This is a genomic window from Amycolatopsis marina (genome assembly GCF_900111885.1).
Classification (GTDB): domain Bacteria; phylum Actinomycetota; class Actinomycetes; order Mycobacteriales; family Pseudonocardiaceae; genus Amycolatopsis; species Amycolatopsis marina.
The window spans coordinates 109,695-126,507 of record NZ_FOKG01000007.1; the positions used below are offsets into that span (position 1 = coordinate 109,695).

Annotated in this window: 19 protein-coding genes; 9 read left to right on the forward strand and 10 right to left on the reverse strand. The window is 68.9% G+C overall.

The window, feature by feature from the left end; all coding sequences use genetic code 11:
• Window positions 1-2: 2 nt before the first annotated feature.
• The 3 genes from BM199_RS13445 to BM199_RS13455 form a co-directional block, all read right to left on the reverse strand.
• A complete protein-coding gene (locus tag BM199_RS13445) occupies window positions 3-1,592 on the reverse strand; it encodes a glycoside hydrolase family 13 protein (RefSeq protein ID WP_245788340.1) in 1,590 nt (529 codons plus the stop codon).
• 209 nt (window positions 1,593-1,801) lie between these two features.
• Entirely contained in the window at window positions 1,802-2,203 is a 402-nt protein-coding gene (locus BM199_RS13450; protein ID WP_091673408.1) for a globin, read from the reverse strand.
• Window positions 2,204-2,267: 64 nt separating this feature from the next.
• On the reverse strand, window positions 2,268-3,248 hold the full coding sequence (locus BM199_RS13455) for a mechanosensitive ion channel family protein (protein ID WP_091673410.1): 981 nt from the start codon (window positions 3,246-3,248) through the stop codon (window positions 2,268-2,270).
• Window positions 3,249-3,471: 223 nt separating this feature from the next.
• On the opposite strand from BM199_RS13455, the gene BM199_RS13460 reads away from it, so the two are divergent.
• Window positions 3,472-4,218, forward strand: a complete 747-nt coding sequence (locus BM199_RS13460; RefSeq protein WP_245788341.1) for an HNH endonuclease — start codon at window positions 3,472-3,474, stop codon at window positions 4,216-4,218.
• 250 nt (window positions 4,219-4,468) lie between these two features.
• Here BM199_RS13460 and BM199_RS13465 read toward each other — a convergent pair whose 3' ends face one another.
• On the reverse strand, window positions 4,469-4,861 hold the full coding sequence (locus tag BM199_RS13465; protein WP_091673411.1) for a hypothetical protein: 393 nt from the start codon (window positions 4,859-4,861) through the stop codon (window positions 4,469-4,471).
• Between the two features lie 309 nt (window positions 4,862-5,170).
• On the opposite strand from BM199_RS13465, the gene ctaJ reads away from it, so the two are divergent.
• Complete coding sequence (gene ctaJ / locus BM199_RS13470) at window positions 5,171-5,413, forward strand: aa3-type cytochrome oxidase subunit CtaJ (RefSeq protein WP_091673413.1); 243 nt, start codon at window positions 5,171-5,173, stop codon at window positions 5,411-5,413.
• The gene (locus BM199_RS13475) at window positions 5,400-5,894 is read left to right on the forward strand and encodes a DUF5130 family protein (RefSeq protein ID WP_091673415.1); all 495 of its coding nucleotides are present in this window, start codon (window positions 5,400-5,402) and stop codon (window positions 5,892-5,894) included. Before ctaJ ends, BM199_RS13475 begins: the two co-directional genes overlap by 14 nt.
• Window positions 5,895-5,957: 63 nt before the next feature.
• Here the strand turns inward: BM199_RS13475 and pepN are convergent, their stop codons facing one another.
• A complete protein-coding gene (gene pepN / locus BM199_RS13480) occupies window positions 5,958-8,531 on the reverse strand; it encodes an aminopeptidase N (protein ID WP_091673416.1) in 2,574 nt (857 codons plus the stop codon).
• A gap of 176 nt (window positions 8,532-8,707) precedes the next feature.
• On the opposite strand from pepN, the gene BM199_RS13485 reads away from it, so the two are divergent.
• Entirely contained in the window at window positions 8,708-9,337 is a 630-nt protein-coding gene (locus BM199_RS13485; RefSeq protein ID WP_091673418.1) for a mycothiol-dependent nitroreductase Rv2466c family protein, read from the forward strand.
• A 20-nt stretch (window positions 9,338-9,357) separates the two neighbouring features.
• Here BM199_RS13485 and BM199_RS13490 read toward each other — a convergent pair whose 3' ends face one another.
• Window positions 9,358-10,083, reverse strand: coding sequence for an MBL fold metallo-hydrolase (locus tag BM199_RS13490; RefSeq protein ID WP_091673420.1), 726 nt, complete (start codon window positions 10,081-10,083; stop codon window positions 9,358-9,360).
• Window positions 10,084-10,108: 25 nt separating this feature from the next.
• On the reverse strand, window positions 10,109-10,903 hold the full coding sequence (locus BM199_RS13495) for a 2-phosphosulfolactate phosphatase (RefSeq protein ID WP_245788342.1): 795 nt from the start codon (window positions 10,901-10,903) through the stop codon (window positions 10,109-10,111).
• A 58-nt stretch (window positions 10,904-10,961) separates the two neighbouring features.
• Between BM199_RS13495 and BM199_RS13500 the strand changes: the two genes are divergently transcribed.
• Together BM199_RS13500 and BM199_RS13505 are read left to right on the forward strand one after the other, a co-directional pair.
• On the forward strand, window positions 10,962-11,435 hold the full coding sequence (locus tag BM199_RS13500; RefSeq protein WP_177242614.1) for a ribose-5-phosphate isomerase: 474 nt from the start codon (window positions 10,962-10,964) through the stop codon (window positions 11,433-11,435).
• Between the two features lie 4 nt (window positions 11,436-11,439).
• A complete protein-coding gene (locus BM199_RS13505; protein WP_091673423.1) occupies window positions 11,440-12,249 on the forward strand; it encodes an Fpg/Nei family DNA glycosylase in 810 nt (269 codons plus the stop codon).
• A gap of 22 nt (window positions 12,250-12,271) precedes the next feature.
• On the opposite strand, the gene BM199_RS13510 is transcribed toward BM199_RS13505, so the two are convergent.
• Window positions 12,272-13,003: a hypothetical protein gene (locus BM199_RS13510; protein ID WP_091673425.1), complete on the reverse strand. Its 732-nt coding sequence runs from the start codon at window positions 13,001-13,003 to the stop codon at window positions 12,272-12,274.
• 75 nt (window positions 13,004-13,078) lie between these two features.
• Window positions 13,079-13,849 (reverse strand): C40 family peptidase, encoded by a 771-nt coding sequence (locus BM199_RS35090; RefSeq protein ID WP_342741710.1) that lies wholly within the window; start codon window positions 13,847-13,849, stop codon window positions 13,079-13,081.
• A 363-nt stretch (window positions 13,850-14,212) separates the two neighbouring features.
• On the opposite strand from BM199_RS35090, the gene BM199_RS13520 reads away from it, so the two are divergent.
• Together BM199_RS13520 and BM199_RS13525 are read left to right on the forward strand one after the other, a co-directional pair.
• Entirely contained in the window at window positions 14,213-15,082 is an 870-nt protein-coding gene (locus BM199_RS13520; protein ID WP_091673427.1) for a TIGR03619 family F420-dependent LLM class oxidoreductase, read from the forward strand.
• A gap of 12 nt (window positions 15,083-15,094) precedes the next feature.
• Window positions 15,095-15,538 carry a nuclear transport factor 2 family protein gene (locus BM199_RS13525; protein ID WP_091673429.1) on the forward strand — a complete coding sequence of 148 codons (444 nt, stop codon included), beginning with the start codon at window positions 15,095-15,097 and terminating at the stop codon, window positions 15,536-15,538.
• A gap of 24 nt (window positions 15,539-15,562) precedes the next feature.
• Here the strand turns inward: BM199_RS13525 and map are convergent, their stop codons facing one another.
• A complete protein-coding gene (gene map / locus BM199_RS13530) occupies window positions 15,563-16,357 on the reverse strand; it encodes a type I methionyl aminopeptidase (RefSeq protein WP_091673431.1) in 795 nt (264 codons plus the stop codon).
• 81 nt (window positions 16,358-16,438) lie between these two features.
• On the opposite strand from map, the gene BM199_RS13535 reads away from it, so the two are divergent.
• Window positions 16,439-16,705 (forward strand): helix-turn-helix transcriptional regulator, encoded by a 267-nt coding sequence (locus tag BM199_RS13535; protein ID WP_091673432.1) that lies wholly within the window; start codon window positions 16,439-16,441, stop codon window positions 16,703-16,705.
• Window positions 16,706-16,813 lie beyond the last annotated feature (108 nt).

Here is a 16,813-nt window from a genome sequence, read left to right on the forward strand (position 1 = left end):
CGTCACACCAGCCAGGCCGCCGCATCCGGTGGCAGCATCCCGTCGCGCAGCGGCGCACTGGACAGGAGCACCTCGCCCGGTGGCAGCGCGACCGGGGACGCCGAGGTGTTCAGCGCGCAGATCAGACCGCCCGGCCGCCTGCGCAGGGCGAAGCAGCCCGCGGGGGCGCCGTACCACTCCACCTCGTCACCGGAGCAGGCCGGATGCTGCTGGCGTAACTCGATCGCCTGCCGGTACAGCGACAGGGTCGACTCCGTGTCCTCGAGTTGCGCCTCGACGGTCAACTCGGCCCAGTCCGCCGGAACCGGCAGCCACGAACGGCCCGTGTCGGAGAATCCGAACGGCGTTTCGGTGCCCTCCCAGGGCAGTGGGACTCGTGCTCCGTCGCGGCCCCGGTCCGTCGCGTCCTCGTGCAGGGCGCGGGGGTCCGTCAGCGCCTCGTCGGGGAGATCGACGTTGCCGAGCCCGAGTTCCTCGCCGTTGTACAGGTAGACCGCGCCGGGCAGGGCCAGCTGGACCAGCGCCATCGCCCGTGCCCGGTCCAGCCCCTGGCGGCCGCCGCCGTACCTGCTGACCTGGCGCCAGACGTCGTGGTTCGACAGTGTCCAGGTCGGCGGCGCACCCGCGGTCGCGGCCGCGGTGAGCGAACGTTCGATCGTCGCCTGTATGGCGTCGGCGTCGAAATGGGTGAGGACGAGCCGGAAGTTGAACCCGAGATGCAGCTCGTCCGGTCGTAGGTAGTGGGCGAGCCGGTCGTCGTTCATCGTCCAGATCTCGCCGACCGCCATGGTCGACGGGTACTCGTCCAGCACCTTGCGGATCATCCGGTGGATCTCGTGCACGCCGTCGTCATCGAACCTGGGGTCGAAAAACTCCCCGGTCGCGAAGGCGCCGGCCGCCCGAGGGTCCATGTCGGGCAGGGTGGCTGGCTTCGCCATGCCGTGCGCCACGTCGATGCGGAAGCCGTCGACCCCACGGTCCAGCCAGAACCGCAGCGTCTGTTCCAGATCCGCACCGACCTCCGGGTTCGCCCAGTTCAGGTCCGGTTGCCGCGAGCCGAACAGGTGCAGGTACCACTGTCCGTCCGCGATCCTGGTCCAGGCGGGTCCGCCGAACACGCTGACCCAGTTGTTCGGCGGCGCAGCCCCATCGGTGCCGGTGCCGTCCCGGAAGATGTAGCGGTCCCGCTCCGGACTGCCGGGCCCGGCCGCGAGCGCCGCGACGAACCACTCGTGCTCGTCGCTGGTGTGGTTCGGCACCACGTCGATCGTGACCTTGATGCCCCGCCGATGCGCGTCGGCCACCAGGGCGTCGAACGCGGCCAGGTCGCCGAACAGCGGATCCACGGCGCGCGGGTCGGCGACGTCGTAGCCGTGGTCGGCCATCGGGGACCGGTAGAACGGGGTCAGCCACAGGGCGTCGACGCCGAGCAGTTCCAGGTAGCCGAGCCGGTTGCGCACCCCCTCCAGGTCGCCGACACCATCACCGTCGGAGTCGGCGAACGACCGCACGTACACCTGGTAGAAGACGCAGTCCCGCCACCACTGCGGGGCGTTCTGCTTCTCCGTGGGCTGCTCTGCCGTTCTGCGCACGCGGCGAGCTGCCTCGGTGTCCGTTTGAGAACCCGCGGCGCGATCGCCTCGCCAGGGCGCTGCTTCTCGAGTCGGCTGCGTTTCCTGCTGATCGGCGCCCTGCCGCCGCGATAGCGTGCCTTCGGCCGAGCGGGTTCGGGCAGGGCGTCCACGCTGGTCAGCTCGGTTCTCAGAGGCGCTGTCGGTCATGCTGATCTCGGTCGCACCCGTCACGTCCAGCTGTTCATCATCGAGTGGGCGGCCATCTCCAGATAGTTCCAGAGCTGCTGCCGATAGGGCTCGTCGAGCCCGGCCTCGTCCACCGCGATGCGCATCGCCCGCAGCCACGCGTCCCGCTCGATGGGACCGATGGAGAACGGGGCGTGCCGCATCCGCAGCCTGGGGTGGCCGCGCTGGTCGGAGTACGTGTGCGGACCGCCCCAGTACTGCATGAGAAACAACCGAAGTCGGTCCTCTGCCGGGCCGAGGTCCTCCTCCGGATAGAGGGGCCGCAGCACCTCGTCGTCGGCGACCTCGGCATAGAACCGGGCGACGATTTTGCGGAAGGTCGGCTCACCGCCCACGGCCTCGAAAAAGCTCTGCGGGTCGGCATCTGCCGGTTGGCTCGTCACGTCTGCCACATCTCCATCTTGCCTGCGGTGGTGGGTGGGTCGCGAACGGGGAAGGCTTGGGGAGCTAGTTGCCGTTCTGGGGGTTGACGTAGAACCGGCCGAGCGGCGGCTGGAAGCCGGCTTCCTCCAACGCGGTCATGATCCTGGCGCGCAGGGCACGCTGCACCGCCCACTGCTTGCCCGGCCGGACCTTCACGGTCAGGCGCAGCTGGATGCCCTCGGGTGTCACGCTTTCGACGCCGAGCACCTGCGGCGGTTCCATCACGTCGGGAGCGATCGAGTCGCTCGCCGCCGCCTCCATGGCGACCCTGCCGAGTACATCAGTGGCACGAGTCACATCCGTGTTGTAGCTCAGCGGGATGTCCACCAGCGCGACGGCGAAGCCCTGGCTGGAGTTGCCGACCCGGAGGATCTCGCCGTTGCGGACGTACCAGACCGTGCCGTTGATGTCGCGGAGCGTGGTGATCCGCAGCCCGACCGCCTCGACCTCACCGATCGCCTCGCCGACGTCGACGATGTCACCGACGCCGTACTGGTCCTCCAGCATCATGAAGATCCCGGACAGGAAGTCACGGACGAGGTTCTGCGCGCCGAACCCGAGCGCGACACCCACGATCCCGGCCGAGGCGATGATCGGGCCGAGGTTGATCCCCAGTTCCCCGAGAATCAGCACGAACGCGAGCCCATAGATGATGAAGGTCGCGACCGACTTCAGGACCGAACCGATCGTCCTCGCGCGCTGCCGCCTGCGCTCGATGACCAGCGGCCCGAGCATGTCCGGTGCCCGGTCGCGCAGAGGCCGCAGGAGGGCTGGCAGTTGGCCGGAGTCGTCGGTGGGGATCGTGGTCACCCGGTGGATCAACTTGCGCACGATCAGCCGAATGAGAAATGCGACCAGCAGGATGAGCAGGATCCGCAGCGGCTTGGCGATGAGCCAGTCCGCCGATCCCGCGAGCCAGTGGTTGTTCGTCAGCGAGTAGACCTGCGCGCACCAGGTGCCTGCCTCGTTGATGCAGTCCGGTGGCTCGCTGAGCAACTCGATCACGGCGGGGCGCACTCCTTTTCGCAGTGGTGGATTCTCGGGAACGGCGTTGACGCCTCGACACAACCGTACTTCGCTTGGGTATGGGCCTGATGTGACGGTGATGATGACGACAGGCGGGACGTCGACCGGAATTTACCGAACTGTCCGTGACACGTGAGCTAACGCGCGTGCGTTCCAGGGGTGATCTGTGGTCGACTATGCCTGCACCTGTGGAGGTGGTCGAGTGCCAGACCGACAACCCAGCCCTCGTGGCGCTCCGAGTCTCGTCGAGACCGGGTGGGCGCCCGAGGTCGTGTTGCGTTCGACAACGTCTTCCCTGGCAGGCGGGCCGCAGACCAGCGGTCTCGATGCCAACGGGCCGCCGCACCGCTCCGGCCGTATCCCTCGCGGGCATCGGCGTACCAGGGAGCCACACCACCCTGGAGCACCGGGTTCCTCGGCGCCATCAGGGTCGTGGGGGAAACGCCGGGTTCTGCTGCTCAACGCCACGTTCGAGCCACTGACAGCGCTGCCGTTGCGCAGGGCGATCGTGCTGGTCATCTGTGGCAAGGCGGAGGTCGTGCACGGTGACCCTTCGGGGCTCACGCTGCACGCGGCGACGGTGGCCGTTCCCGTGCCGTCGGTGATCCGGCTGAGCAACTACGTGCGGGTACCGTACCGGGCGAAGGTTCCGTTGACGCGGGCAGGTCTGATGCACCGGGACAGGTTCCGCTGCGCCTACTGCGGGGGCAGGGCCGAGACCGTCGACCACGTGGTGCCACGGAGCCGTGGTGGTCCGCACACCTGGGAGAACTGCGTCGCCTGCTGCGCGAAGTGCAACCATCGCAAGGCCGACAAGTTGCTCTCGGAACTGGGCTGGCGGCTGCGGATGGTGCCGCGGGCACCGCACGGACCGCACTGGCGCCTGCTGGTGCACTCGACGGAGTCGGATCCGCTCTGGCATCAGTACCTGGGTGTGCCTGCGGCCTGACAGGACATCTACGGTCTGGTTTTTGCGTGGTCGTGGTGATTGTGGAACTCGGCCGGCTCGATCGCGGACCCGAGGTTTCGGACAGACCCCGAGTCGAGCGGGGTCGAAGGAACCGGACCTCGGCGGCCCAGCCGCTGTGGTGCCGACGGCGGCGGCTGGGCGGGCCGATGGTGCGTCCGGGGCACTCGGCTCAACGAGGTGCCCGGGGTTGTGCGTGCTTCCCGTTGTCGCTCTCGCGGGACTGTCTGGTTCAGGCGGCCAGCGCGAACTCGGACCGCACGGCGGTGACGCGTGTGCCCGCGGTGACCCTCGTGCCTCGGGTGACCCGGGTTCCCCTGGTGACCCGGGTACCGGCGGTCACGCGCGTGCCCCTGGTGACCCGGGTGCCACGGGTGACTCGCGTTCCGCAGGTGACACGGGTCCCGCAGGTGACGCGGGTGCCTCGGGTGACCCTGGTTCCCCTGGTGACTCGGGTACCGGCGGTCACCCGGGTCCCCGCGGTGACCCTCGTGCCGCGGGTGACCCTGGTGCCACGGGTGACTCGCGTACCGGCCGTAACCCGGATGCCACGTTCGGTACAGGCCTCCGAGGGTGACGGAGTCGTGTCGACAATCGCCTGGGTAGGGGGCTGGGCGATGAGCATGATGAGTCCTCCCGGGACCGGTGTGTCACTTATTAGGGATGGGGAGCTGGGCGCAAGGCCCGTACAGGTGAAAAAACTACGAGCATTTCACTCAGGGAACAAGCCGCCGTCGGTGTGTGCCGCCGCCCGTACGTTGAGTTGCAACCTTTCGCGCGAAGCGCTTCACCTCAACGTGGGATCGGTCGCGTGGCAGTCGGCGGACGGGGCCTCTGCGGCGGCCCACGGTCGGGTGTGGACAAAGGTGCGGATCGGCGTCGGGCAGGTGCCGTGCACGGAGGTCGGCCGGGCCGATCGGCTACGCTTCGCGACGTGAATATGGTCGAGACGATTCTGGTCTTCGCGCTGATCCCGCTCGCCATTTATGGCGCGGTCAGCCTGGCCACGCTGAGGTCCAAGTTCTCCGGTGCGCAGCGCTACCGTCCGGGTCAGCCGTGGGAGCACCCCCCGCAGTGGTGGAGTGCCAACCCGGAGGGCGTCGGCACGTCGCGCATCCAGCCCGCTGCCGACGGTACGGGTACGACGGCAAAGGGAGGCGCTCGTGGCAACTGGTGAGATGACGCATTCCCCTGGTGCGGTCCGAATCGACGAGGCCGACTTGGAACCGGGCGCCGTCGTTACGGCAAGCGGCCGGGTTTCACAGGCCAAAATGCACGAGTTCGATACTCCATCCAGCCCATTCAGTCCCATGCAGCTCGCCCGGCTGGATGAGGCACTGACGCTGTCGAGCCGCGAGACCGGACTGGACTTCAGCGTCTATCTCGGCGAGCTCGGCGAGGACAGCAGGCAGGCCGCCGAGGCGCTGCACTCGTCCATCGGGCCGGCCGCGACCCGGGCCGTGCTGATCGCGGTGTCGCCCGGTGAGCGTGTCGTCGAGGTGGTGACCGGCGAGGACGCGCACTACCGGGTGCCCGACCGCGCTGCCAAGCTCGCGGTGATGAGCATGGTCGCGTCGTTCAAGGAGGGCGACCTGATCGGCGGGCTCGTCAGCGGCCTGCGGATGATGACCGACCAGGCAGGGCCAAACCCGGCCTGAACCGGCTTGCGGCCCCCGAGGCCACTGGAGTTCCAGTGGCCTCGGGGGCCGTTTCACGTAGGGTCAGCTCTGGTCGAACTCACGGGCGGCCAGCGCGCGGACGATCCCCGCACGCCCCTCGCTGACCAGCCTGTGCAGCGAGGCGGGGCGGTCTCCGCTCAGCCACTCGTCGGCGGCCTGCACCGTGGACTTCGCCACCGCCCACGCCGGGAAGAGGCCCACCACGGTCGGCTGCGCACGCTCACTGGAGCGCCGCTGCCACACCTCGTCGATGACCGCGAAGTACCGCTCGACGTAGCCGCCCGCACTGAGCAGCGGCTTCTGTCCCGGGTGGGCGAACCCGGAGATGAGCGCGTCGCTCACGGCGTTGGGCAGCTCGTCGTCGTACACGGCCCGCTGCCAAGCGTCCGACTTCGCCTCCTCTGTCGGACGCAGTGCGCGGCAGCGTTCAGCGTGCCTGCGCCCCGCCGCGGTGTCGTCCCTGGCCTGCTCGGCCTCGATCTCCGCCTCGCCGGCGCGACCATGCGCCACGAGCGCGTGCAGCAACCGCCAGCGCAGGTCCGTGTCGACCGTGAGCCCGTTCAGCGGCGCGGAGCCGTCCAGCCATCCGGCCACGGCCGTCAGCGCTTCGTCATCCAGCACCGCTCCGGCGAGCGAGTTCACGAAAGCCAGCTGGTGATCGGACCCGGCCTCGGCCGATCGGGCCAGCTCCAGCAGCCTGCCGGTGAAGGCGGGCCAGCCGTGCTGCTTGGCCCAGCTCTCCTCGGCGTAGGAGTTGAGTGCGGTCTGGGCCTGCAACAGCAGTCGCTGCACCACGCCGACCTCGGTCTCACCGTGGACTCCCCGCATCACGAGCGTGACGAAGTCCCGCGCCTTCAGCTCGGCCTCGCGGGTCATCTCCCATGCCGCTGACCAGCACAGCGTGCGGGGGAGTGGCTCGGTGATGTCGGCGATCCGGTCGACCAGGGTCGCCAGCGAGCCCATGTCCAGGCGCATCGTGCAGTAGGTGAGGTCGTCGTCGTTGACCAGAACCAGCTTGCCCGCCTTTGTCCCCACCAGCGTGGGCACCTCGGTCCGCTCACCGTCGACGTCGAGCTCGACGCGCTCGGTGCGGACCAGCTTGCCCTCGGAGTTCTCGTCGTAGACACCGACGGCCACGCGGTGCGTGCGCAGCTCGCCCTCGCCGGGCTTGGCGCCGGTCTGTGTGACGGCGAAGGAGGTGAACGCGCCGTCCTCACCGACCTCGAACCGCGGGCTGAGCGAGTTCAGCCCGGTCGTCTCCAGCCACTGGGCGCTCCACCAGGACAGGTCCCGGCCGGAGGCCTCCTCGAGCGCGGTGAGCAGATCGGCCAGCGTCGCGTTGCCCCATGCGTGTTTGGTGAAGTACATCCGTAGCGCGGACAGGAAGTTGTCCAGGCCCACGTAGGCCACCAGCTGCTTGAGCACACTGGCGCCCTTGGCGTAGGTGATGCCGTCGAAGTTCACCTCCACCGCCTGCAGGTCCACGATGTCCGCGGCGATGGGGTGAGTGGACGGCAGCTGGTCCTGACGGTAGGCCCAGGACTTCTCGATGTTGGCGAAGCTGGTCCAGGCGTGCTTGTACTCGGTCGCCTCCGCCTGGGCCAGGACGCTGGCGAAGGTCGCGAAGGACTCGTTCAGCCACAGGTCGTCCCACCAGCGCATGGTCACCAGGTCGCCGAACCACATGTGCGCCATCTCGTGCAGCAGCGTCTCGGCCCTGCGCTCGTACGCGTAACGGGTGACCCGGCTGCGGAACACGTAGTCCTCGAGGAACGTGACCGCTCCGGCGTTCTCCATCGCGCCCGCGTTGAACTCCGGCACGAACAGCTGGTCGTACTTCGAGAACGGATAGGTCGTGCCGAAGTTATCGTGATAGAAGCCGAACCCCTGCTTGGTCTCGGTGAACAGCCGTTCAGCGTCCATGAACTCGGCGAGGGATGCGCGGCAGTAGATGCCGAGCGGGATCGAGGTGTGCTCGTCGGTGTAGGTGTCGCGCCACTCCGCGTACGGCCCGGCGATCAGCGCGACCAGGTAGGTGGAGATGCGCTCGGTCTCGGCGAAGACCGTCCGCACCGCGCCGTCGTCTCCGACGTCCTCCGTGGACGCGGCGAGCGCGTTGGAGATGACCCTCCAGTCCTTCGGCGCCAGCACCGTGAGGCGGTAGACGGACTTGAGGTCCGGCTGGTCGAAGCAGGCGAACATGCGCTTCGCGTCGGCGGTCTCGAACTGCGTGTAGAGGTAGACACCGTCGTCCACCGGGTCGACGAACCGGTGCAGGCCCTCACCGGTGTTCATGAACCTGCAGTCCGCCTCGACGACGAGCTCGTTCGACTCCGCGAGGTCCGGCAGTTCGAGACCGTTGTCCTCCACATATCCGGAGACATCCAGTGCGGTGCCGTTGAGCGTGGCTGACCGGACACCAGCCGCCACGATGTCGACCCACGAGCTTTCACCTGGCCGGGAACTGGTGAACCGGATGGTCGTCCGCGAGTCGAACGTCTTCTCGCCGGGGCCGCCGTGGCCGTCGGTGAGGTCGAGTTCGATGTCGTAGGACTGGACGTCCAGGAGTTCGGCGCGGAGTGAGGCTTGCTCACGGGTCAGATTTGGGGCGGGCACGGGCACCTCGGCTGCTGGTAGCGGTTGTCGGTTGCATCTGTTGTCTGGCATCCAATCATGCGCGGATCGGTGCTGACGACGGGTGGCGCGGACGGGAACAAGGGCGGCGCGACGGCTGTTGCTCGCTGTGGAGGCCCTTACCCCGGCCTCGGGACTCGACAACCAGGGAGAACGCGATGACGACCGGTCAGCAGGCAGCCGTACCCACCAGAGTGGACTTCTACTTCGACCCGGCCTGTCCCTTCGCCTGGATCACGTCGCGCTGGATCCTCGAGGTGGAGCGGCAGCGTGATCTGGACCTGCGCTTCCGGATCATGAGCCTGGCCGTGCTGAACGAAGGGCGGGAGGACCTGCCGGAGGAGTACCGGGAGTTGCTGGTCAAGGCGTGGGGCCCGGTGCGGGTGGCCGTCGCGCTGGCCCAGAAGCTCGGCGAGGAGTCGCTGCGCGACTTCTACACCGCGGTCGGCACGCGCATTCACAACCAGGGGAACAAGGACTACAAGACGGCTGTCGTCGAGGCGCTGGCGGAGATCGGTGCGCCTGCCGAACTGGCCGAGGCCGCCGACTCCGCCGACTACGACGATGCGGTACGCAAGAGCCACCACGAGGGGATGGACCCGGTCGGGATGGACGTCGGAACACCGACGCTGCACATCGACGGCGTCGCGTTCTTCGGCCCGGTGCTGACCTCGATCCCACGCGGCGAGGACGCGGTGAAGGTGTTCGACGGGGCGCGTCTGCTCGCCGGTTACCAGGACTTCTTCGAACTCAAGCGGACCCGGACGGGCGAGCTGAACTTCGACTGAGGCCGGAATTCGTCGACGAATTACCGCCCGGGGTCCCCGGCGGCGTGCCGCTCGCGGAGGGCGTCGCGCTGCCGGGTGACGAACTCCGGGTCGACGGGGTCGCCGTGCCCGGGCACGATCGTGCCCGGGCCCAGCTCCAACAGCCGGTCGAGTGCATCCGGCCACCTCGCGAGATGGGCGTCGGAGCCGACCGACGGCGGCGCGCCCTGCTCGACCAGGTCGCCCGCGAACAGCACACCGACGTCGGGAACGTGGACAGCGACGTCGTGGTCGGTGTGCGCGGGTCCGGGATGTAGCAGCACAGCGGCGCGGCCACCGAGATCGAGTTCGATGCTCTGGGTGAAGACACCGGTCGGGAGCACGAGTTCCGCCGCCTCCAGCAGGACGGCGAGGTCGGCCTTGCCTTCGCCGCGGTAGCGCTCGGCCCAGTCCCGGCGGGTCTGCTCGGCGGTGTCCGCGAGGACGTCCCGACAGCGCGCGTGGGCCCAGACCGGGCAGGGCAGAAACGCCCTGGTACCGAAGAAGTGGTCGAAGTGGGCGTGGGTGATCATCACGGTCCACGGCAGTGCGGTGATCTCCCGGACCGCGGCCGCCAGCTCGGCGCCGAACCTCTCATCACTGCCGGTGTCGATCACCAGGCAGTGTTCGTCGCCGACCACCAGCCCCAGTGTCTGGTCCAGTTCGGCGTATCTACGGGCGAAGGTCCGATCGGCGACCTCGACCCAATGCCCCGGCCGGTGCGTCATCGGCCCAGTCTGCCGTGCCGCCGTTTCATCGTGCCGCAACGTCCTGGAACGCCCCGTCGACCAGGTACGGCGCCACCGCCGAGCGGTTGACCGCGATCGCCAGCTCGACGTCGCCGCCGTGACCGCCGTTGATGAGCTCCTTGCCGGAGGCCGAACCGGCCACCACGGCGCCCACGTCCGGCCCGGCAGCGCGGAAGGCGCGGGCCGCCTGCGCCGCTTCGGGCGACGGTCGCCGCAAGCCCGCCGCGATCAGGGCGTCCACGATCGCGCCCGCTCCGAGATGGTCCTCCACACACGGGCGTAGCGGCCCGATCGTCCCCGGTTCGGCGAGGATGTCCACGCCCCAGCGCTCACCCGCGGCGATCACCCCGACAGGCTCGCCCTTGGCCACCGCCCGTGCCAGCTCGGCCACGGCTTTGGCATTGCGCAGGCAGCCGGTCAACACCTTCGCGCCGGTGTCCGCCGCCAGCGTGCACAGGGTCGCGCCGTTGGGGGAGGGCAGCGCCAGCAGTGCCCCCGGCGGAGTGCGCAGGACCGAGCTCGGCCGCAGAGCGTGGCCATCGTCGTCGTACAGCGAAGCGCCGGCCGCGGTAGCCGCCTCGATCGCGCCGCGATCGCCCCACGGCGTCGGTAGCACCCGGCCGCCACGCATCAGGGCCAGGTCGACGGTGGTCGAGAAGGAGAGCACATCGACCACGACGAGGACCGCGCACTCCTCGGCCAGCGCAGCGACGCCCTCGGCGCTCCACTCCAGCCTGATGTCGTGGCCGCCCTGGCCGAAAATGTCCAGGTCCCGCAGTGTTTGCCCGAGTACGTCCACGTCACAAGGATGCCGGGCGGACGCCGGGGCGGGGAACAGGGATGGCAGACTGCGCGCCGTGCGTGTCTATCTGGGAGCCGACCATGCCGGCTTCGAACTCAAGAACCACCTTGTCGCCCACCTCCGCGAGCAGGGCCACGAGGTCACCGACGTCGGTCCGCACGTCTACGACGCGGCAGACGACTACCCGGCCTTCTGCATCGAGACGGCGCGGCGAGTGGTCGCCGACGAGGGCAGCCTCGGTGTGGTAATCGGCGGTTCGGGCAACGGCGAGCAGATCGCGGCGAACAAGGTGCCCGGAGCCCGTGCCGGGCTGGCCTGGAGCACGGAGATCGCCCGCCTGACCAGAGAGCACAACCATGCCCAGCTGATCGGTGTCGGCGCCAGGATGCACACGGCCGATGAGGCCACGGAGATCGTCGAGGCGTTCCTGGCGACTCTGCCCTCACCGGAGGACCGGCACGTGCGCAGGGTCGACCAGCTGCTCGACTACGAGCGCACGGGTACCCCGCCGCCGCTGCCCAGCGCCTGAGCGGATGCCCGAAGGGCACACCCTGCACCGGCTGGCCCGGCTGCACCGCCGTCGCTACGCGGGCACCGAGGTCGCGGTCGCGAGCCCGCAGGGCCGGTTCGCGGCGGAGGCCGCGGTGCTGGACGGACAGGTGCTGCGGGATGCCGAGGCCTACGGAAAGCACCTGTTCCACGACTACGGCGAGCACGGCACCGTCCACGTGCACCTCGGTCTCTACGGGGCGTTCACCGAGGCGCCGCTGCCGGCGACCCCGCCGGTAGGACAGGTGCGGATGCGCCTCGTGGGGCGCGCCCACTGGACCGACCTGCGCGGCCCGACGCGCTGTGAACTCCTCGACGAGGAACAGATCGACGCGATCAAGGCGCGGCTCGGACCCGATCCGCTGCGCCGCGACGCCCGGCCCGATCGGGCGTGGGAGCGGATCTCGCGGTCCCGGAGTTCACTGGCGGCACTGTTGATGGACCAGTCGGTACTCGCGGGAGTCGGCAACGTGTACCGGGCGGAGGTGCTTTTCCGCCACGGTGTCGCGCCGATGCTGCCGGGCAGGTCGCTGGACCGGGCACTGTGGACCGAAATCTGGGCCGACCTGGTCGGGCTCATGCGTGCCGGTGTGCGCACCGGCCGGATCGACACGGTGGCCGACGAGCACCTGCCGGAGGCCACGGGGCGGGCGCCGCGGCAGGACCGGCACGGCGGAGAGGTCTACGTCTACCGCCGCACCGGGCAGCCCTGTCTGGTCTGTGGAACTCCGGTTGAGCACGCTGTACTTGCGGCCAGGAACCTGTACTGGTGCCCCACCTGTCAACCGGGGTGACCAGCCGGATGGACGTGACGGCTCAGAAGCCGCCGTCGAAGCCGCCGAAGTCCATGCCGCCGCCCATGTCTCCCATGTCGCTGCCGTCGCCCATGTCTCCGCCGTCGGTACCGGCATCCGCTGAGTCCATCGACGCCTCTGCCGGCACGCCCGGCATACCGGAGAACATCGCGCTGAACAGCAGCATCGAGCCCATGCCCCAGGCCCCGGCCACCAGCGCGGGCTTCCACCACGGTTCGCTGTACCAGCCTTGGGGCACCGGCCGACCCGCCACCCGGCCGCCCGGGTAGTAGTGCGGCGTGTTCTGCCCCGGTTCGGGGGAGGCCTCGTAGGTCTGGCCCTCGACGTTGACCGAGCGGTGCTCGGTCACCGCGCCCGCCCGTTCGCGTTCGGCGTCGGTCGGCAGTTCCGGTCCGGGATCCATGCCCATGGCGGTCCTGGCGGCCCGGACGTAGTAGAGGCCTTCCAGGGCGGTCTCCCGCACCAGCCGTGCCTGTTCGATGGTTTCGGCCTGCTCCATCTGTGAACCGGCGGCGTTGTAGCGCTCCGCCGCGTCGGCGATGGCCTGCTGGGATGCGGTGTCGGTGCCCGTCAGGTTGAGCACCTGGCCGCCGAGACGCTCGAGCCACCGTCTCGCCTCGGCCTTCGCGTCGTCCAGCCTGCGCCGTTTCGCGGCTGCCTGCGATCGCACGAGGTAGGCGCCGCCCACCACGACGAGGGCAATCAGCACGATCAACACGATCGCCGTACCCATTGGTTCACGCTCCGGTTGTTCGGCTCCCTGAAACCGGACAACGAGGACAGCAGGCGATCAGTTCCCGCGTGCGGCTCACCAGGCGCGACCGACGGTGTACGCGTCGGTCCAGATCTCCTGTTCGCGCACGACGTCACCGGGCTCAGGCGCCGCCCACATCGTGTTGCCGCCCGCGTAGATGCCCACGTGGTAGACGCTGCCACCGTCGGCGAAGAAGATCAGATCCCCGGGACGCTTGTCGTCCTTGGCGATCTCGGGCAGCGCCGCGCGCTGGTCACCGGACGTGCGGGGCAGGTCGATCCCGTGTTGCTTGTGGACGTACTGGGTCAGGCCGGAGCAGTCGAAGCTGTCGGGGCCCGACGCGCCGTAGGAGTACGACTCGCCCGCTTGGGCGGCAGCCGTTTCGACGAGCCGTTCACCGATGGACTGCTCGGCCTTCACCGTGACCGGCTTGGACGCGGCGGGGTCGTTCAGCCGATCGCCCGGGTAGCTGATCCGCCACTGTGCGGTGCGGTCCACGTCGGCCTGGATCGCGGCTACGCCCTTGTCGTTCGTGGTGTCGCTGCCACCCTCCTGCCACGGCTGGCCCTGGCCCCCGCGCCACTGCAGTGTGACGTCCTCGCCGGACAGTGGCCGGTCACCGAGTCCGGAGAGCGTGCCCCGGAACGTGACGGTCGTTCCCTCGTCGACCGAGGAGGGGGCCGAGTCCATGGTCTGCTCGGTCGGGACGGCGGCCGAGGCGGTACCGGACAGGCCGAGCAGGGTTCCTGCGCCGAGCGCACAGGCGATTCCGGCCGAGCCGAGGGTGCGGGCGGCCTTCCCGCTGTTGCGCGAAGAGGTGGGCACGATCGTGTCCTCCGTGGTTGTACGTCTCCGGACATCCGCCGAACGTTCCGACGACTCGGCGGTAACGAAACGGTAACCACGCGATCGGGGGACCCTGCCACCTTCGCCCAATGCTCAGGAATGTGGTTGGTCACAGTGGGAAATCGTTCTCCCGCAAGGGTTTCCTGGTTCGACCTGCACGGCGCTCGGGCGACCTCGGCGGCTCTCGATGTTGGTCCGGATGACCTGAATCACGGCGACGATGTGGCGTCCGTCACCATGCGCTTCCGTGTGCGCGCATGGCGGACCCTGGTGGTCGAAACTAGAACACGTTATAGTTCTGCGCGCCGGTGGTTCTCCGGGCGTCGACGGGAGTGGTAGGGCATGAAGTTCACGTTGTCTGTCGCGATGAACCCGCTGGACCAGCTCACGGAGTTGGCCGCGACGGCCGAGGAATGCGGCTTCGCCTCGGTCGCGCTGCCGGATTCGCTGTTCTACAGCGAGACCGTGTCGGCCGACTACCCCTACACCCCGGACGGCGCTCGATTCTGGAACGAGGAGACGCCCTGGGCTGACCCGCTCGTGGCCACGGCGGCGATGGGGGCGGTGACGAGCGACATCCGGTTCTACACGTCGGTGCTCAAGCTCGGTTCGCGCAATCCGGTGCTGCTGGCGCGCCAGGTCGGCTCGGTGGCGGCGCTCACCGGTGATCGGTTCGGTCTGGGGCTCGGCGTCGGCTGGTCGCCGGAGGAGTTCGAGTGGTGCGGGGCGCCGTATGAGAACCGGGGCAAGCGGGTCGACGAGGCGATCGAGGTCCTGCGGCTCATCCTCGACGGCGGAATGGTCGAGTACCACGGAAAGTTCTTCGACTTCGACAAGCTGCGAATGAGTCCGGCGCCGCGGGCGCGCGTGCCGTTCTACGTGGGCGGACACACGGAGGTGGCGCTCCGGCGTGCCGCTCGCGTCGGCGACGGCTGGGCCTCGGCGATGATGAAGTTCGACGACCTGCGCTCGACGATCGAACGCCTGCGGACGCTGCGTGCCGAAGCGGGCACGGCAGCGGAACCGTTCGAGATTCAGGCCGTGTGCGTCGACCGGTTCGGACTCGACGGGTACCGCGAGCAGGCCGAGATCGGTGTGACGGACGTGATCACCATGCCCTGGGTCTTCGACGGGCTCGGATTCGACGCCGATCTTCAGTCTAAAAAGGACTCGATCAGGAAGTTCGCCGACGAGATCATCGCCAAGTTCTGAAGGGCTGGAGAAATGACCATCACCGTCTGCTGGGACACGAATGTCGAGCAGCCACCGGCAAGGCAGGCCGCGATGCGTTCGATGGAGGCGGTGACGAGCGGGGCGAAGGAGGACTGGCTGGCACTGTTCGCCCCGGACGGGGTGATCGAGGATCCGGTGGGCCCGTCCGGTTTCGACCCAGAGGGCAAGGGGCACCACGGCCATGCGGGGATCTCCGCGTTCTGGGACAAGGCGATCGCGCAGGTGCAGCGCTTCGAGTTCGTCATCCGGGACTCGCACGCGGCAGGCGACGAGGTGGCCAACGTCGGCACGATCACCACGTTCCTGCCGGGGAACTACCGGGTCGACACCGACGGCGTGTTCGTCTACCGGGTGGGGGAGTCCGGTCTGATCGCATCGATGCGTGCCTTCTGGGAGACCGAACGGGCGCTGGCCACGGCCCGGCAGGTGGAGTGAGGGCTCGCCGCGGATCAGCCGAACTCACGCCGAGGCCGGGGCCGCGTGGCGTGGCAGGCGTTGGGTGAGCACCAGGGGGCCGTCCCCGGTGATCGCGATCGTGTGCTCGGAGTGGGCGGTGCGCGAGCCGTCGGCCGAGCGGATGGTCCAGCCATCGGGGTCGTAGACGATCCGGTCGGTGGTGCGGGCGAACCAGGGTTCGAGTGCCAGGGTCATGCCCGCTCTGAGCTTGAGGCCGCGCCCGGCCCGGCCCGTGTTGGGGACATGGGGATCCTCGTGCATCGTTCGTCCCAGCCCGTGGCCGCCGAACTCGGTGTTGACCGGATAGCCGTAGTCGGTGGCGACCGCCGCGATCGCCGCTGAGATGTCGCCCAGCCGGTTGTCCGGCCTCGCGGCCCCGATGCCGGCGGCGAGCGCTTCTTCGGTCGCGCGGAGGAGTCGCAGATCGTCCTCGGCCGGAGTGCCGACGATGACGGTGCGGGCGGCGTCCGCGACCCAGCCGTCGATCCCCACCGCGAGGTCCATGGTGACGACGTCCCCGTCGCGCAGTGCGTAGTCGTGGGGCAGTCCGTGGAGCACCGCGTCGTTGACCGACAGGCAGGTGACGTTGCGGAACGGGCCGTTGCCGAAGGACGGGGCGTAGTCCCAGTAGCAGGATTGCGCGCCGCGTTGGCGGATCCGGCCGCGCACGTGGTGTTCCAGGTCGAGGAGGTTGACGCCCACGTCTGCGAGTTCGCTGAACTCGGACAGGATCTGGGCGACGAACTGCCCGGTCGTGTGCATCCGTTCGATCTCTGCGGGCGACTTCAACTCGATCATGGAACCCTCACGTCGTACGATTGGTATAATAATACCACCGTAACACTAGCGGTATTAAAATACCAGTCGTACTCTGGTGTCGTGGTCCGCAATCCGCTTACGCCCGAACAGATCGAGGCCGGCAGGCGTCTCGGAAGGATGCTGCGTGCGGCGCGAGCAGATCGTGATCTCGGTGACGTGGCGCACACCGCCGGTATGTCCCCGGAGACGTTGCGCAAGATCGAGACCGGCCGGCTTCCGACCCCCGGGTTCGGCACGATCGCCTGCCTCAGCGAGGTGCTCGGTCTGCCGATGCAAGACCTCGCCGCCGCGTGGCGTAATGGTCCACGGCTCGAGGCGGCGTCGTAGCGGTCACCTCCGCCTGCCGGCGTCAGTCACGTAGCGCCGCACTGGCCCGCTGACCAGAAAAAGCGGCAGCGCCCTGGCTCGGGCCCTGCCGCTTTTCGTGTCTCTGAC

Bases quoted from the DNA above. Each gene is read 5' to 3' on its own strand.
- BM199_RS13485 (WP_091673418.1), top strand. From the start codon at position 8,708: ATGACGACCGGTCAGCAGGCAGCCGTACCCACCAGAGTGGACTTCTAC.
- BM199_RS13510 (WP_091673425.1), bottom strand. From the start codon at position 13,003: ATGGGTACGGCGATCGTGTTGATCGTGCTGATTGCCCTCGTCGTGGTG.
- map (WP_091673431.1), bottom strand. From the start codon at position 16,357: ATGATCGAGTTGAAGTCGCCCGCAGAGATCGAACGGATGCACACGACC.
- BM199_RS13525 (WP_091673429.1), top strand. From the start codon at position 15,095: ATGACCATCACCGTCTGCTGGGACACGAATGTCGAGCAGCCACCGGCA.
- BM199_RS13520 (WP_091673427.1), top strand. From the start codon at position 14,213: ATGAAGTTCACGTTGTCTGTCGCGATGAACCCGCTGGACCAGCTCACG.
- BM199_RS13465 (WP_091673411.1), bottom strand. From the start codon at position 4,861: ATGCTCATCGCCCAGCCCCCTACCCAGGCGATTGTCGACACGACTCCG.
- BM199_RS13505 (WP_091673423.1), top strand. From the start codon at position 11,440: ATGCCCGAAGGGCACACCCTGCACCGGCTGGCCCGGCTGCACCGCCGT.
- BM199_RS13490 (WP_091673420.1), bottom strand. From the start codon at position 10,083: ATGACGCACCGGCCGGGGCATTGGGTCGAGGTCGCCGATCGGACCTTC.